15 protein-coding genes, 2 pseudogenes and 1 riboswitch are annotated in these 14,982 nt (G+C 43.0%); of the genes and pseudogenes, 7 read left to right on the plus strand and 10 right to left on the minus strand.

The features are described 5' to 3' along the window. Positions 1-6: 6 nt before the first annotated feature. Together KIT51_05680 and KIT51_05685 are read right to left on the minus strand one after the other, a co-directional pair. On the minus strand, positions 7-462 hold the full coding sequence (locus KIT51_05680) for a cupin domain-containing protein (GenBank protein UYN88506.1): 456 nt from the start codon (positions 460-462) through the stop codon (positions 7-9). Beyond that, on the minus strand, positions 452-1,534 hold the full coding sequence (locus tag KIT51_05685) for an alpha/beta hydrolase (protein ID UYN87746.1): 1,083 nt from the start codon (positions 1,532-1,534) through the stop codon (positions 452-454). The genes KIT51_05680 and KIT51_05685 overlap by 11 nt, the downstream gene beginning before the upstream one ends. 170 nt (positions 1,535-1,704) lie before the next feature. Between KIT51_05685 and KIT51_05690 the strand changes: the two genes are divergently transcribed. Next, on the plus strand, positions 1,705-2,601 hold the full coding sequence (locus KIT51_05690) for an AraC family transcriptional regulator (GenBank protein ID UYN87747.1): 897 nt from the start codon (positions 1,705-1,707) through the stop codon (positions 2,599-2,601). A gap of 32 nt (positions 2,602-2,633) precedes the next feature. Further along, complete coding sequence (locus KIT51_05695) at positions 2,634-3,026, plus strand: antibiotic biosynthesis monooxygenase (GenBank protein ID UYN87748.1); 393 nt, start codon at positions 2,634-2,636, stop codon at positions 3,024-3,026. A gap of 188 nt (positions 3,027-3,214) precedes the next feature. Here the strand turns inward: KIT51_05695 and KIT51_05700 are convergent. The 3 genes and pseudogenes from KIT51_05700 to KIT51_05710 form a co-directional block, all read right to left on the minus strand. Next, positions 3,215-3,585: pseudogene (locus KIT51_05700) on the minus strand (type II toxin-antitoxin system death-on-curing family toxin). Continuing rightward, a complete protein-coding gene (locus KIT51_05705; GenBank protein ID UYN87749.1) occupies positions 3,582-3,770 on the minus strand; it encodes a hypothetical protein in 189 nt (62 codons plus the stop codon). The pseudogene KIT51_05700 and the gene KIT51_05705 overlap by 4 nt, the downstream one beginning before the upstream one ends. Positions 3,771-3,878: 108 nt before the next feature. After that, positions 3,879-4,175 (minus strand): DUF4345 family protein, encoded by a 297-nt coding sequence (locus KIT51_05710; GenBank protein UYN87750.1) that lies wholly within the window; start codon positions 4,173-4,175, stop codon positions 3,879-3,881. Positions 4,176-4,287: 112 nt separating this feature from the next. On the opposite strand from KIT51_05710, the gene KIT51_05715 reads away from it, so the two are divergent. The 3 genes and pseudogenes from KIT51_05715 (at position 4,288) to KIT51_05725 (ending at position 9,071) form a co-directional block, all read left to right on the plus strand. Continuing rightward, the gene (locus tag KIT51_05715) at positions 4,288-6,519 is read left to right on the plus strand and encodes a TonB-dependent receptor (GenBank protein UYN87751.1); all 2,232 of its coding nucleotides are present in this window, start codon (positions 4,288-4,290) and stop codon (positions 6,517-6,519) included. A gap of 102 nt (positions 6,520-6,621) precedes the next feature. Beyond that, positions 6,622-6,834: riboswitch (cobalamin riboswitch) on the plus strand. A 128-nt stretch (positions 6,835-6,962) separates the two neighbouring features. Then, on the plus strand, positions 6,963-8,861 hold the full coding sequence (locus KIT51_05720) for a TonB-dependent receptor (protein UYN87752.1): 1,899 nt from the start codon (positions 6,963-6,965) through the stop codon (positions 8,859-8,861). Between the two features lie 31 nt (positions 8,862-8,892). Beyond that, a pseudogene (locus tag KIT51_05725) lies at positions 8,893-9,071 on the plus strand (hypothetical protein). Between the two features lie 92 nt (positions 9,072-9,163). Here KIT51_05725 and KIT51_05730 read toward each other — a convergent pair. From KIT51_05730 to ettA, 3 genes are all read right to left on the minus strand, one after another. After that, positions 9,164-9,910, minus strand: a complete 747-nt coding sequence (locus KIT51_05730; GenBank protein UYN87753.1) for a hypothetical protein — start codon at positions 9,908-9,910, stop codon at positions 9,164-9,166. 143 nt (positions 9,911-10,053) lie between these two features. Beyond that, entirely contained in the window at positions 10,054-10,422 is a 369-nt protein-coding gene (locus KIT51_05735) for a DMT family protein (protein ID UYN87754.1), read from the minus strand. A 90-nt stretch (positions 10,423-10,512) separates the two neighbouring features. After that, positions 10,513-12,195: an energy-dependent translational throttle protein EttA gene (gene ettA, locus KIT51_05740; GenBank protein ID UYN87755.1), complete on the minus strand. Its 1,683-nt coding sequence runs from the start codon at positions 12,193-12,195 to the stop codon at positions 10,513-10,515. A 205-nt stretch (positions 12,196-12,400) separates the two neighbouring features. Between ettA and KIT51_05745 the strand changes: the two genes are divergently transcribed. Continuing rightward, positions 12,401-12,622 carry a DUF2795 domain-containing protein gene (locus KIT51_05745; GenBank protein UYN87756.1) on the plus strand — a complete coding sequence of 74 codons (222 nt, stop codon included), beginning with the start codon at positions 12,401-12,403 and terminating at the stop codon, positions 12,620-12,622. Positions 12,623-12,671: 49 nt separating this feature from the next. Here the strand turns inward: KIT51_05745 and KIT51_05750 are convergent, their stop codons facing one another. Next, on the minus strand, positions 12,672-13,349 hold the full coding sequence (locus KIT51_05750) for a 2-C-methyl-D-erythritol 4-phosphate cytidylyltransferase (protein UYN87757.1): 678 nt from the start codon (positions 13,347-13,349) through the stop codon (positions 12,672-12,674). 31 nt (positions 13,350-13,380) lie between these two features. Here KIT51_05750 and KIT51_05755 point away from each other — a divergent pair, with 31 nt between their 5' ends. Beyond that, positions 13,381-13,644, plus strand: a complete 264-nt coding sequence (locus tag KIT51_05755; GenBank protein UYN87758.1) for a hypothetical protein — start codon at positions 13,381-13,383, stop codon at positions 13,642-13,644. Positions 13,645-13,772: 128 nt separating this feature from the next. On the opposite strand, the gene queA is transcribed toward KIT51_05755, so the two are convergent. After that, positions 13,773-14,819 carry a tRNA preQ1(34) S-adenosylmethionine ribosyltransferase-isomerase QueA gene (gene queA / locus KIT51_05760; GenBank protein UYN87759.1) on the minus strand — a complete coding sequence of 349 codons (1,047 nt, stop codon included), beginning with the start codon at positions 14,817-14,819 and terminating at the stop codon, positions 13,773-13,775. Positions 14,820-14,982: the final 163 nt, after the last annotated feature.

Below are 14,982 nucleotides of genomic sequence, written 5' to 3' on the forward strand. Positions count from 1 at the left end.
TCAACTTTATTTTTTATACTCTTCATCTGTTACTTCCTGCAACCATTCCGTTGGCCCCAGGTGACGATTGGTAATGGCAACCTGTACAAAGGCTGTGTCGGCACTTGCGCCATGCCAGTGCGGTACGTTCGCTGGACATTTTACCACATCGCCTTTGCGAAGTATTTTCTTAGCTTGTCCCTGTTCCTGATAATACCCAACGCCTTCAGTCACCAAAAGTATTTGCCCACCCGGATGCAGATGCCACTTCGTGCGTGCACCTGGTTCGAAGGTAACATTGCCCACGGTAGTGGGGTTAATGCTATCAGCGTCCATGAGCATTTGCAAATAAGCCGTGCCGGTAAAATTGTCATTGGTGATTTTCTCTCCTTGAGGGAAAATGGTTGTCTGTTGTTTAGGTTGCTCGCATGCCATGGTGACCAACATGATAAAACAGATTCCAGCTAAATTTTTAAAATTCATCATTTTGATTGTTAAGATTGATCTGGTAAAAGTTAGCCAACTTATTCACGGCCTGCAAAACATATTCGGGTTTCCAGTAGGTTTCGATATGCGAAGCTCCATTAATGAGAAATAATTCTTTCTTTTTAACATTAACAGCTTTGCCAAAGGCATCATCTGTCATGTAATAGGTGTCAGCCTTACTTCCGGCAATCATCAATAAAGGTTGGTTTATCAAATCCATATTGGTACTTGCATCGAAGGTCATTAAGTCCATCAGACTACTGAGTGTGTATCGGCTACTGGAATTAGGATGCGCATGTGTTCTGTTGTAGTAGATATACCCTTCGCGATATAAATCGAAAGGAAGTTTTGAAATTTGTTCATCCGTTAACGGAGTGGTGCTGTTGTTTGCATACAATACCTCTCCACCTGCTGCTTCTAAAGCCCGAGCTTGGGATGCTTGCTTTAATCTATCTTGAATGGTTGCAACCTGTGAGTTCATAAAACCATTGCGTCTTACAACGCCTGAATTGAACATACTTACAGTAGCAATTGCTTTAAACCGCTTGTCTGCTTGCGCTGCTTTTAATGAATATCCACCACCGCCACAAATGCCCAGTAAACCAAGCCTGGAATTATCAACACCTTTATACTGGGAGATGTAATCACCCATGGCAAATATGTCTTCAATCCGGTTGGCCGGTTTATCGACATAACGAGGAGTGCCTCCGCTACCACCCTGATAGGCAGCATCGGCTGCAATAGTAATATAACCTTGCTCCGCTAAGCGTTGCGCGTACAAACCTGCAACCTGTTCTTTCACTCCTCCATTGGGATGCGCTACCACAATAGCTGGATATTGTTGAGAAGGATCATAATTTGGCGGTGTGTACACGTTGGCCGCTATGCTAATGCCTTTAATCGTATACGTTACGGGATGGATGTTAACCTGACCCATTACATTTTCGGAAATGGCACCCTCATACACCAACGTATAGGGATTTTGTTGCTGTGACTTTTTGGTGGTTTGAGCATCTGCGATATTCAAAACGGTTAACATGGCTAATGCAATTGATTTTATTTTTTTCATAGCTGATTTGTCGTTTGCTTCATTTTCCTGATTACCTCTGCAAAGGTGCCCCCTTTGGGGTGGAATTGACGTATACGGATTACTGAATTGTCTACCAATTTTACAGATTTGGAGAATTTGATGTAAAAACCATACTCATACCACTTAATTTTGAGTCACAATCATGAAGAATGGAAGAGATTTTAAAGTTTGACACCATTAGCCAGTACAATGCCTTCAATAAGAATGCAACGCTACACCCGTTGGTGAGTGTAGTTGATCTTTCGAAAGCAGCACCCAGGCAACTCAGGCGAATGAGCTACGGATTTTATGTCGTGTTTTTGAAAGAGATAAAGTGTGGCGATCTTAAATATGGCATCAGCAATTATGATTACGATGAAGGCACCCTTGTGTTTCTTGCTCCCAATCAGGTAATCGGCTCGTACGGTGAAGAGTATTATCAACCACAAGGTCTCGCATTGGTCTTCCATCCCGATTTCATACACGGTACCTCACTCGGTCGCCAGATGAATGACTACACTTTTTTTTCATACACCACGAATGAGGCCCTTCACTTATCGGAACGGGAACGACAAATAATTCTGGATTGCTTTGCAAAAATCAAATTTGAGCTGGAGCAAGGTGTTGATAAGCACAGCAAAAAGCTTATCATCACCAACATTGAATTATTTCTCAACTATTGCGTACGGTTTTACGATCGCCAGTTTATAACCCGCGAGAATTCTGTTAAAGGAATTCTGGAGAGATTTGAGACATTGCTCAATGACTTTTTTACTTCGGACAAGCCGCAGGAAATAGGCTTGCCGTCAGTTGCTTATTGTGCCGGTGAATTGAATTTATCATCCAATTACTTTGGTGATTTGATTAAAAAGGAAACCGGAAAATCAGCCCAGGAATATATTCAACTTAAATTGATTAATGTGGCTAAAGAAAGAATCTTTGATACCAGCAAATCATTAAGCGAAATCGCTTATGGTCTCGGATTCAAATACCCTCAGCATTTCAGTCGGGTCTTTAAACAACAAGTGGGCGTGTCGCCAATAGAATACAGGAGTTCGATGAGTTAATCAGTATTTATCATTTCTATCATCTCACTAGCATGAAATCAATCAGGTTCATTCTTGTAGTATTACTTACACAATTCGTGTTTCATAAAACCACCGCGCAGGATACGGAGCAATTAGTTAGAATGGCAAAACTTGTAATTGATTCAACGCACCTGGAGGCTTATAAAGCTTTTCTGAAGGAGGAAATTGAAACTTCCCTGCGTGTAGAGCCGGGGGTGTTAACACTTTATGCCGTATCAGAAAAGGAAAACCCTAATCACATCACTATCTTGGAAATCTACAAAGACATGAATGCGTACAGATCTCATATTCAAACACCTCACTTTCTTAAATACAAAGACGGTACGCTTCACATGGTCAAATCGCTTGAGCTTATAGAGACCGATCCTTTGATGCCGAAAGTGAAGTTGATTCAAAGAGATTAAGGCGTAGTTCTCTTAATGCATTATGTATTAGCGCGATGCAGTCTTTATTTCTTCCCGGTGAGCATCTTAATAAGCTCAACCTCTTCTTTCTTATACGGTGTTCCATCCTTCCTGAAAATGTCGTGAAACCATACCTTGGGTTCTTTGCCATCTGGCATTGGGGTAAAGCAGGTGTTGTGGTGCGTGGCCTACTGTAAACTATCGTTTATCCAGGTTCTTATTTGGTCAAATGTTATGTGCCCGCTTGCTGCTTTAATAACAAAATCGTACTTCTCGTTCTGCCCTATGTTAATGTCAATACTATAATTCTTGAGCATTAATCTCGTAAGTACATATGCTGTCCGCTTATTGCCATCTATGAACGGGTGATTTGTTACGATGCTTTCAAAAATAGCTGCTGCCTTATCTACCGGATCAGGATATAGTTCCTGTCCATCAAAAGTTTGATAAGGTCGATTAATGGAAGATTCAAGAAGCCCTATGTCCCGGATACCTTTGCTCCACCAAACTTTTCTATAAGGATGTCATGTATTTTTTCAACTTCGCTAAGGTCAATCATCTGGCAAGTCTTTCCAGAAGTTCTTTATCTTCAAGTAAGATGTCTCTTAAGTTTCTTGTCAGGTTCACCTTTTCAATCGGTTGGTTTTCAACTTGTTTTAGAAAGTCCAAAATATCTTTAAGCACGCTTTCAGGTACCTTGTCCAGTGATTTTTGTATCTCTGATTTTATATCTTTTGTGGTCATATCATAATTCCATTTTTCAGTCCTAAGTTACAAAATTTACTCTTGCTTTTTTCTGTTGGGCAAGCTGACATAGCTTCCGAATATATTTATTCTATACTCAATATTACCTTATTGTTTTGCTAGCTTCTTATTTACACCCAATGCCAGCAAGAACACCAACGTGTTTTGTCGCGCAATGGTAATGCCGGCCCACAACGAGATAATTCCGCACCCCACGTATATGCCGACCATGAAGCGGTGAACATTATCCAACCGGGCCGTGGTTTCAGGTTGGCCCAGGTATAGCTGAAGCAGGCCGCCACTAATACCAATAGCGGCAATTAAAAACAGGCAAATGCGGGTAATCTGTTGCGAATCAATAACGAAGCGGCAGAGGTTTCCATTGGGCGGTAAGCTTTTGTTCATTGAATATATCCTCATTTCGGGTTGTCGGCAAGACAGATACATACGGAAGTTGCACACATCAAATTATTTAATTAGTGTTGTATAAACAAAAATTTAGAATAGTCTAAAAATTATGAAGAAGGCAGTTTGGGTTTTGGTGGGTATTGTATTGGGATTGGCGTTTCAGTCCAATGCGCAAGAGGCTGCTGTGAAAGGGTGGGTAAAGGCAAGTGGAGAACCGGTACCATTCGCAACGGTTGCCGTGCGCGGCACCAATAAGGGTTCGGTTACAAACGCTGATGGCTTTTTCGAGCTAAACGGTATATCCCCTGGATCCTATACAGTGGAAGTTTCTGCCGTGGGGTATAAAAAACGTACGCAACAGGTTCAACTCAATCAATCTGTTAACAATATAACGGTAACATTGGAGGAAGATGTCAGTCAGCTTGAGGAAGTGGTAGTGACCGGCACGATGAAAGAAGTAACGAAACTTCAATCGCCCATTCCGGTGGAGGTGTATTCGCCAACACTATTCAAGAAAAATCCAGCACCGAATATTTTTGAGTCTTTGAATATGGTTAACGGTGTTCAGCCACAAATAAATTGCAACGTATGCAACACGGGCGACATTCATATTAATGGATTGGAAGGCCCGTACACGATGGTGTTGATTGACGGTATGCCGATAGTCAGCAGCCTTTCAACCGTGTATGGTTTGGCGGGCATCCCCAACAGTCTGGTAAAACGTATTGAAGTGGTGAAAGGTCCTGCGTCAACCTTATATGGCTCCGAAGCTGTGGGCGGTGTGATCAACATCATTACCAAAGAGCCTTCTATGTTGGCACCTGTGCAGGTGGATGTATTCGGAACATCCGTTGGAGAATTTAACATGGATCTTTCAGCGGTAAAAAAAATAGGCAGGGCTACAACATTGCTGGGCATCAATCACTTTTTTTACGATCAAAAGCGCGACATTAACAACGATAATTTTACCGATGTTACCCTGCAAAAACGATTCTCTGTTTTTAATAAATGGGATTTCAAAAATCAAAAGAGCTCTATTGCCTGGCGATATTTTTATGAGGATCGGTGGGGTGGCGAGTTGCCATGGACCCGCCAATACCGCGGATCGGATGTTTATTATGGAGAGTCGATTTATACCAATCGATGGGAAGTTATTGGCACTCATGCACTGAATGAGAATACCCGTATTGATTATTCCTATAACTACCACCTGCAGGATTCTTATTACGGAACGGTAAAATTTCTGGCCGATCAGCATGTTGCTTTCGCACAGCTTCGATGGAATAAGCATGTTGGTGTGCATGATGTTTTGGCGGGTACCCCGATTCGCTTTATCCGTTACGATGACAATACACCAGGAACGGCAGAACTTTCCGGTGACAACACACCTGCGCTAACTTTTCTCCCGGGTATTTTTATTCAGGATGAAATAAAATTATCAGACAGGCTTTCATCCCTTCTTGGTGTTCGCTACGATCATCATAATGTTCACGGAAACATCGTTACGCCCCGATTAAGTTTTCGTTACCGGATCTCCGATGCGGGCGTCTTGCGGGTAACGGGTGGAAATGGTTATCGGGTGGTTAACCTTTTTACGGAAGATCATGCTGCCCTTACGGGCGCACGCGAAGTTGTTTTACTGGATGAACTCAAACCAGAAAAATCATGGAATCTCAATGTAAACTTTACGCAAGCCATTACTTTCTCCTCCGGTTTCTGGAACATTGATGCCTCCGTATTCTATACCCATTTCAGCAACAAGATTGTTGGTGATTTTTTGACTGATCAGAATAAAATTATTTACGACAACTTATCCGGCTACGCGGTATCGCAAGGAATAACCCTGAATACAGATGTTCAGTTATTATCCGGTTTTTCCTTGATGGCCGGAGTAACCATCATGGATGTATTCACCATAGATGAGGAAGTAAAAGTTCCGCAGTTGTTCGCGCCTCGCTATTCGGGAACACTGGCGGCATCGTACGCTTCGCGAAATTCAAAGTGGATGGTTGATCTTACCGGGCGTTTTAACGGGCCGATGCATTTGCCGGTTCAGCAAAATGATTTTCGTCCGGCCATGTCGCCCGTAGTGCCGCTCATGAATGTTCAGGTTACGCGCATGATTAATGATAAAAATGGGAAGAACAGATGGGAAGTGTATGGCGGTATTAAAAACCTGTTCAACTTCTTACCCGACAATCCGCTTATGCGTCCGTTCGATCCATTTGATCGCAATACGAATGTGGACAACCCAAATGGTTACACGTTCGACACCGCCTACAACTTTGCGCCTGTTCAAGGGTTAAGGGGATTTCTTGGAGTCCGGTATACGCTTCGTTAAATTCAAAATTCATTATTCGATATTCAAGATTCGAAACGCTTATAACTGTAATAGTCTGTTGAATTTCGAATTCTGAATCTTGAATCTTGAACCCTGAATCCGTATACTTGCACCCGTATAGGTTCTCGTTCAGTTAATATAATATGAACAGATTAAAAGGGAACCCCGTGAAAATCGGGGACTGTTCCCGCAACTGTAAGCATCATTGTTGCTTGTCTTAAATCTTCAAGCCACTGTGCTGACGGTACCGTCAGCATGGGAAGGCGAAGACAAGCGATGTAAGTCAGGAGACCTGCCCATACACATTTTAGTTCAGTGCTTCGGGTAAAAGCTACTCTGATTCTTGTGATTTATGTGATGGGTATGATATGATCAAACCATCACTCCGCACGACTCATTTTCAGCCTTTACTCTTTTTTCAAACCATTAAACCTTTTTCAATTATGAAAAAAGAGATCAAAGTCTGGGCAATGACCATGATTGCCTGTTGGTTCTGGGCGCCAACGCAAACAAATGCCCAACAAGATTCACTTTCCACTACAACACTTCGTGAGGTGGTAGTAACGGCCACCAAATTCCCGAAAGATGTTTCTGAAACTGGAAAAGTGCTCACCATCATTGATGAGGAGCAATTATCGCGCAGTGCCGGTAAGGACTTGTCGCAATTGCTGAATGAACAGGTTGGCCTGGTCATCAACGGGGCGAACAGTAATCCCGCCAAGGATAAATCGGTTTTTTTGCGTGGCGCAGCCGGTAAGTACACACTTATTCTTGTGGATGGTGTTCCGGTAAACGATCCCTCCGGCATTGACGGTGCATTTGATTTGCGCTTGCTTTCTATCGACCAGATCGAGCGCATTGAAATTTTAAAAGGAAGCCAGTCAACCTTGTACGGTACCGATGCCATTGCCGGGGTGATCAACATCATCGCCAAAAAGAAAGGAGATAAACCCGTAAGTGGATCAGGCACGGTAAGCTATGGCAGCTACAATACCTTTCGGGGGAATGCCGGTGTTTCGGGCAGCACAAAAAAATTTGATTACAACCTGGGCTACACACGCTTTCAAACCGATGGGATAAGCGAAGCAAAAGACCCCACTGGAACCAACAATTTTGATAAGGATGGTGCGGAACAAAACGCTGTTCAGGTTAACGTGGGTTACAAGCCGGTTGAAAATCTTTCTTTGCGTCCGTTTTTGCGGTTTAACCATTTTAATGGTGACTATGATTTAGGTGCATTTACCGATGATGCAGGGGCAAAATATAATGCTACCACCTTGCAGTATGGACTAAACACGGATTACCGGTTAACAAATGGTTCTGTATCGGTAATGTATGCACATAATAAAACCGAAAGAACATTTTCGGATATGTTTGGTGCCAACGATTATGAGGGCCGCTTTGACCACGGTGAAATTTTTGCTCAAATCAACCTATCCGCCCATATGCAAATACTGGGTGGGCTTTCGTACCAACAGTTTAAAATGATGGCCACGAATACCACTATTGAAAATCCTGAAACAACCATCACAAGTCCTTACGTTTCATTTTTCATTAACAACTTAAAGGGGTTTTCAACAGAGGTGGGGGGGCGGTTGAACAGCCATTCGGTATATGGAAATAATTTTACTTACAGTGTTAATCCTTCATACCTGATCCATGAAAAAATTAAGCTATTCGCTAACTACAGCACAGGCTTCAAAGCGCCTACACTTTCGCAATTGTATGGCCCGTTTGGTGCCAATGAGGAGTTGAAACCAGAAGAAAGTAAAAGTTTTGAAGGCGGATTACAATGGTTTGGCGAGGATGGAAAGCTGGATGTACGGTTAACATATTTCAATAGAAAAATTAATAACGTGATTGCGTACACCAACGGTTATATAAACTGGGACAAACTGGATGACCAGGGCGTTGAAGTGGAGGCATTTTATAAACTGAATAGGCTTACCATCACAGGCTTTTATGCTTACGTAGGAGGAGAAGTTACTACACCGGTAGGTGCAGGTGCTGAAACAAAACCCAACGATCTTCTGCGCAGGCCCAAACATTCGGTTGGTATAAACATTGGCTTTAAGGCTACTGAGAAGTTGATGGCCAGTGTAAACCTGAAGACCTTCGGCCAGCGAAATGATTTGTTTTTCGATTTTAACACGTTTACCACAAGCCCGGTGGTGTTAGGTGCATACCAGTTGCTCGATGTTTATATGGAGTATGTTGTGATCAACAACCGGATAAAATTGTTTGGTGACTTCCGTAACCTGCTTGATCAGGCTTATTACGAAGTGTATGGGTATGGCACCCAGCAGTTTAACGCCATGTTAGGAGTGCGTGCACAATTCTAATTCACACAGGGGAAGTCGTAAATCAATTGGTATGGCAAGTGGAAAGGATAGTGAAAAGAAATCAGGTGAACGAAAACAAGTCGTTGAACCTGATTATTATTTCGAAAATAGGTTTTTAGTTTTTACGGCTGCCTATCATATCATAAGAAGCGGGGCTTCTGTTGCCAAAGCGGATGCAGGCATTGTCCGTTTGGGTTCAAAAGGGCATAACGGTTAAAAAACTCACCTTGCAATATAGCGGTAAACAATACGAAATGGCGCCCTTGCGAAGCGCCATTTCAATCCAAAACCGACCCTGCACGTTAACTTAAAATTTTCTCAAGTTCTTCAATCCTTAGTTGCGCCTCTTGCTTTCCAAGCGAATGGGCCTGTCGGTAAAGTTCCAATGCTTCACGCTGTGTTTCTTTTTTCTTTTTCGGGGCAAATTTGGTGCGTTCAGCTGCAGTTTCCAGCGCCCTCGCTTGAGCAAAATATAGGTCTGCTTTACTGGTTTGTGAGGCAATCGTAATCTGGTCTAATTTCTTTTCAAGCCTCATTACATCGTCCTCTTTCAGTTTAATAATCTGCTGTTGTTCGGCCAGGGTTACATTCTTTTGGTTTATGGAAACGGTGAGCAAGTCATTCTCATTACGTACACGGGTTACTTCCTCTTGTAAAGCCAAGAGTTGTTCATTACGAAGTTCAAGATCTTTTTTTAGACGTTTTATAGTGGCTGCATAGTTAACAGTACTTTTCTTTGCTGTGGCTTCCAATTCAGTAATGCGGTTTTGGATATCCTTAATGTACGAGTGGATTTCTGTCATCCTCGCCTGGTAGTCGTTGTGTGTTGTGCCTTCTACCACGTTTGCCCGTAGCACATTTCGGGTTGCATCAATTTCATCCATAAGTTGTCCAACTTCCTGCAGGGTAGATGCCATTTGTTGGGCAGTTTGTAATTCAACCTGCAGCGAATCTACTTTCGATTGCAGTTGTTGTTTTTCTTTGGTGTCGCAATTGGTCAACAATGCTGCACTGAAGACCAGTAACAAAATTACTTTCAATGTTTTCATAAAATTGAATTTAGGCTACCCTGTAATAACGAAATGAAAAGGTTTTTCGTAAGCCGTGTAGGCCGTATGGCAGATTAATGGCAGGTATTTTAGTTGAATGGAGGGATCTGTCTTTGAATGTTCATTCAAAGATGAACATCATATTACTTTTTGAAAACAAAATATACAGCCAATACCAAAAATATAAATGCAATAAGGTGATTTATTCGGAAGGATTCGTTCTTGAAGAAAACGATTGAGAAGACCACAAATACGACCAGTGTTATAACTTCTTGAATTACCTTAAGCTGCATAAGTGAAAACGGTCCACCGTAACCTTTAAAACCTATTCGGTTAGCAGGTACTTGCAGTACATACTCAAACAAGGCAATACCCCAACTGATGAGGATAATGGAAATGAGAGGCAGGCTTGCACTCCACTTCATTTCCTTGAATTTCAAATGCCCATACCAGGCGAAAGTCATGAAGGCGTTGGACAGAATAAGAAGGACTATGGTGTAAACACCTTTCATCTTAAACGTTGTTAGTTATAGGTTCTTAGTTGTTCGTTGTTTTATAAATTGGTTAAGGTCGAAGAACCAACAACGAACAACAAATAACATTTATTTAACGAGTTTCTTATATCTAATCCGATGCGGTTGATCATCGCCCAATCGTTTTTTCTTGTTCTCTTCATACTCGCTGAAGCTTCCTTCAAACCAAAATACCTGCGAGTCACCTTCAAAGGCAAGGATGTGTGTACATACCCGGTCAAGGAACCAACGATCGTGAGAGATAATCACGGCACAGCCTGCAAAGTTCTCCAACGCTTCTTCCAGTGCACGCAAGGTGTTTACATCTAAATCGTTGGTAGGTTCATCCAGTAACAATAAGTTACCACCTTGCTTTAACGCTATGGCCAGGTGTACACGGTTGCGCATACCACCGGAAAGTTCTTTCACTTTTTTCTGCTGATCGGTTCCGTTAAAGTTGAACTTACCAACATAGGCACGTGAGTTCATTTCCCTTCCGCCCAGCATGATGAGATCGTTACCACCTGTTATGGCTTGAAATACGGTATCCTCGGGTTTCAAATCGTCATGCTCCTGATCTACATAAGCAATCTGTACGGTTTCGCCTACTTCAAATGTTCCGGCATCGGGCTTTTCTTTGCCAACGATCATCTTGAACAATGTGGTTTTACCCGCACCGTTCGGCCCAATAATACCAACAATACCTGCGGGTGGCAGGGAGAACGTTAAATTTTCATATAAGAGCTTGTCGCCATAGGCTTTGGCAACACCATGGGCTTCAATAACCTTGTTACCCAAACGTGGTCCCGGAGGGATGTATAATTCCAGTTTTTCTTCTCGCTCTTTTGTTTCCTGTGTCAACAATTTTTCATAGGCACTTAAACGCGCTTTGGCTTTTGCTTGCCTGCCTTTGGGGTTCATACGCACCCACTCCAACTCACGCTCCAGCGTTTTTTGGCGCTTGGATTCTGTTTTCTCTTCCTGGGCCAATCGTTTTTGCTTCTGGTCAAGCCACGATGAATAATTTCCTTTCCATGGAATACCTTCCCCGCGATCAAGCTCAAGGATCCAACCGGCAACATTGTCTAAAAAATAACGATCGTGGGTTACCGCGATAATTGTTCCTTTGTATTGACGTAAGTGTTCTTCCAGCCACAGCACCGATTCAGCATCCAGGTGGTTGGTTGGTTCATCCAACAACAACACATCGGGTTCTTTCAATAACAACCGGCACAAGGCTACGCGCCTCTTTTCACCACCTGAGAGGTGCTCAACTTTTGCATCGGGTGGTGGGCAACGCAGTGCATCCATGGCACGCTCCAATTTATGGTCCAGTTCCCACGCACCAACGGCATCCAGCTTTTCCTGCACTTCGCCCTGGCGTTGAATAAGTTTGTCCATCGCATCCGGGTCATCCATCAGCGCAGGGTCGGCAAATTTTTCGTTAATGGCTTCGAACTCCTTCAGCAAGGCCACCGTTTCGTGAACACCTTCTTCAACAATCTCTTTAACCGTTTTAGTCTTATCCAGTTGAGGTTCCTGCTCCAGTAAGCCTACGGAATAACCGAGATCGGATACCACTTCGCCCTGGTATTCTTTATCGATGCCGGCAATGATGCGCAGCAGGGACGATTTACCGGAACCATTTAACCCCAGCACACCAATTTTCGCCCCGTAAAAGAAGGAGAGGTATATGTCTTTTAAAACCTGTTTGTTGGGCGGGTAAATTTTACTCACACCCGACATGGAGAAAATTATTTTTTCGTCAGCCATAGTATTCAGTATAACACGCTTGTACCTGCAAGCAGCCGCAAATATGGCTTTTTTACCCGATAGTGCATAGTTACCCGAATTGGGCAATGGGGTTACTTTTTTGCTTTTTTTTCAATGGAACATCCGTGTGGGCTTGAGCGTTCAAGGGTATTGACTATGGATTATTTAATTCTATTTTTGCGGAAAATTAAAGGAGAACATAACTATGTATTGGACCCTTGAACTTGCTTCCTACCTGGAAGATGCCCCCTGGCCGGCAACAAAAGATGAGTTGATTGATTACTCTATTCGCTCGGGCGCCCCGCTGGAGGTGGTGGAAAACTTGCAGGAATTGGAAGATGACGGCCAACCCTATGAAAGCATCGAAGAAATATGGCCGGATTATCCTACCAAGGAAGATTTCTTCTTCAATGAAGACGAATATTGAGCAAAAAATTAAATCCTGATTTTTACGAATAAAGCCGGGTATCCCGGCTTTATTTTTTTGATGCCCACAAGGCTTCGGCAATCACCAGGTCTTCTGCAGTAGTGATTTTTATGTTTTCGTAGCTGCCTTCAAAAAGCGATATGGTGTGTCCTGCTTTTTCCGCAACACTGGCATCATCGGTCAGGCTCGCATCTTCTTTTAATTCGTAAGCGTGTTTGATTAAATTAACGCGAAAGGTTTGCGGGGTTTGAATTAACCTGAATTTCGAACGATCCATGGCTTTGGTGTTGTCCTGATCGGTCATGCGAATGGATTCTTTTAACCGTACGGCAGCAACGGCTGATCCATGAACGGCCGCCAGGCGAAACGATGCAGCAATAATATCTGAACTAACCAGCGGGCGCACTCCATCGTGTATGGCTACCAATCCATCAGTTTCGATTTTTGCCAAACCATTTCGAACAGATTGAAAACGTGATTCACCACCTTTTTCAAGCATCAAGGGTTTGTGGTAATTATGGAGCAGGCACAACTCATTCCACAGCGGAAAATCATCTTCGGGCAGCACCACAACAACCTTTATGGTTGGTGAGTAAGTGTAAAATGCATTAATGGTGTGCATAAGAATGGGCAAACCATCAATATCTAAAAATTGCTTGGGTACTTTGCTTTTTATGCGGGTACCTTTTCCACCGGCAACAATAAGGGCGTATTCGTTATTGTTCATATCTTTAGTGTCTGCAAAAATACCAATACTTATGGTGATTCTTCGACTTTTACTGATAGCATTTAATGTAGCGGTAGTAACCTACCTGGTATACCGTATGTTTCAGGTCATCAAGGATCCATATATGACACAAGGGAGAAAAGCACTGCTTGTAGGTGCCGGGGTTGTTCTATTATTGGCACCTTTCAGTATGTTTTTCGGTATTATGAACGCTTCCTTTATTTACTTCATGATTTACCCTGTGGCTATTTCACTTTTCCTTTACCTGATACGCGAGGTGGCCACCGGGTCCTAGGCGTTTAGTGATTTTGTGTTTTAGCGGTCTGGAGATTTCAGGCCACAAACGCACGAGACACTAATCCCTCAAAAGTGAATATAAGTATGCGGTGTGATAAGGCTTGCCTTTTCGCGAGAACCGGATGATCAGATAATCAGCATGGCGTCACCGTAAGTAAGAAACTTGTATTTCTCCTTCTTGGCCACCTTGTATGCTTCCATAATCAAATCAAAGCCTCCAAAAGCAGCAGCCATCATCAATAAAGTTGATTCGGGCATGTGGAAGTTGGTGATCATGGCATTGCAGATCTTAAAATCGTAAGGCGGGAAAATAAATTTATCGGTCCAGCCTTCTTTAACCTTTAACCGGTTGGTGGCCGAAACAGCCGATTCCAATGCACGCATGGATGTTGTTCCGATGGCGCACACGCGGTGTTTGTTGTCCAGGGCCTTGTTTGCTTTAGCAACAACCTCGGGGCCTACAATAAAATTTTCGGAATCCATTTTATGCTTGGTAAGGTCCTCCACATCTACCGGGCGGAAAGTGCCCAGGCCGATGTGCAGGGTAATGTAGGCCATGTCAACTCCTTTAAGTTGCAGGCGTTTAACCAATTGGCGGGTAAAATGCATACCGGCTGTTGGTGCTGAAACGGCTCCTTTGTTTTTGGCGAAAATGGTCTGGAACCTTTCCTTGTCTTCCGCCTCTACTTTACGTTTTATGTATTTGGGAAGCGGGGTTTCGCCAAGGGTTTCAATTACTTTATCAAACGCCTCGGCATCTCCATCAAAAAGAAAGCGTATTGTTCTTCCGCGTGAGGTGGTGTTATCAATAACCTCAGCCACCAGGTCGCCATTTCCGAAATAGAGTTTATTGCCAACCCTTATTTTTCGTGCGGGGTCTACCAATACGTCCCACAGGTGCATTTCGGCATTAAGTTCGCGCAATAGAAAAACTTCAATTTTAGCGCCAGTCTTTTCTTTTCGACCATAAAGCCTTGCCGGGAATACCATAGTATCATTGGCTACCATAACGTCCCCGTTGTCGAAGTAATCGACAACATCCTTGAAAATTTTATGTTCGATTTTGCCGGAATCTTTATGAACCACCATCAGGCGGGCTTCATCGCGGTTTTCGGCAGGTCGGAGTGCAATCAGGTTGTTGGGGAGGTCAAACTTAAATTCGGATAGCTTCATATTTTAAATGCAAAGTATGCCCAATGAACAGTTAATTTTTTTAAGGCTGCAAAATTAAGGCAATAGTTGATATTTGCGAAGGTAGGGGCATCTTTTTCACATTCGTAACAAATACCCCTATTTTTAGTCTAATTGGCGTAATTCAGTACAACTAATGCCGACT

Source organism: Cyclobacteriaceae bacterium (genome assembly GCA_025808415.1).
Lineage (GTDB): Bacteria > Bacteroidota > Bacteroidia > Cytophagales > Cyclobacteriaceae > UBA2336.

Bases quoted from the DNA above. Each gene is read 5' to 3' on its own strand.
- KIT51_05720 (UYN87752.1), top strand. From the start codon at position 6,963: ATGAAAAAAGAGATCAAAGTCTGGGCAATGACCATGATTGCCTGTTGG.
- KIT51_05695 (UYN87748.1), top strand. From the start codon at position 2,634: ATGAAATCAATCAGGTTCATTCTTGTAGTATTACTTACACAATTCGTG.
- KIT51_05715 (UYN87751.1), top strand. From the start codon at position 4,288: ATGAAGAAGGCAGTTTGGGTTTTGGTGGGTATTGTATTGGGATTGGCG.
- KIT51_05685 (UYN87746.1), bottom strand. From the start codon at position 1,534: ATGAAAAAAATAAAATCAATTGCATTAGCCATGTTAACCGTTTTGAAT.
- KIT51_05735 (UYN87754.1), bottom strand. From the start codon at position 10,422: ATGAAAGGTGTTTACACCATAGTCCTTCTTATTCTGTCCAACGCCTTC.
- KIT51_05690 (UYN87747.1), top strand. From the start codon at position 1,705: ATGGAAGAGATTTTAAAGTTTGACACCATTAGCCAGTACAATGCCTTC.
- KIT51_05755 (UYN87758.1), top strand. From the start codon at position 13,381: ATGGTGATTCTTCGACTTTTACTGATAGCATTTAATGTAGCGGTAGTA.
- KIT51_05745 (UYN87756.1), top strand. From the start codon at position 12,401: ATGTATTGGACCCTTGAACTTGCTTCCTACCTGGAAGATGCCCCCTGG.
- ettA (UYN87755.1), bottom strand. From the start codon at position 12,195: ATGGCTGACGAAAAAATAATTTTCTCCATGTCGGGTGTGAGTAAAATT.
- queA (UYN87759.1), bottom strand. From the start codon at position 14,819: ATGAAGCTATCCGAATTTAAGTTTGACCTCCCCAACAACCTGATTGCA.
- KIT51_05705 (UYN87749.1), bottom strand. From the start codon at position 3,770: ATGACCACAAAAGATATAAAATCAGAGATACAAAAATCACTGGACAAG.
- KIT51_05710 (UYN87750.1), bottom strand. From the start codon at position 4,175: ATGAACAAAAGCTTACCGCCCAATGGAAACCTCTGCCGCTTCGTTATT.
- KIT51_05750 (UYN87757.1), bottom strand. From the start codon at position 13,349: ATGAACAATAACGAATACGCCCTTATTGTTGCCGGTGGAAAAGGTACC.
- KIT51_05680 (UYN88506.1), bottom strand. From the start codon at position 462: ATGAATTTTAAAAATTTAGCTGGAATCTGTTTTATCATGTTGGTCACC.
- KIT51_05730 (UYN87753.1), bottom strand. From the start codon at position 9,910: ATGAAAACATTGAAAGTAATTTTGTTACTGGTCTTCAGTGCAGCATTG.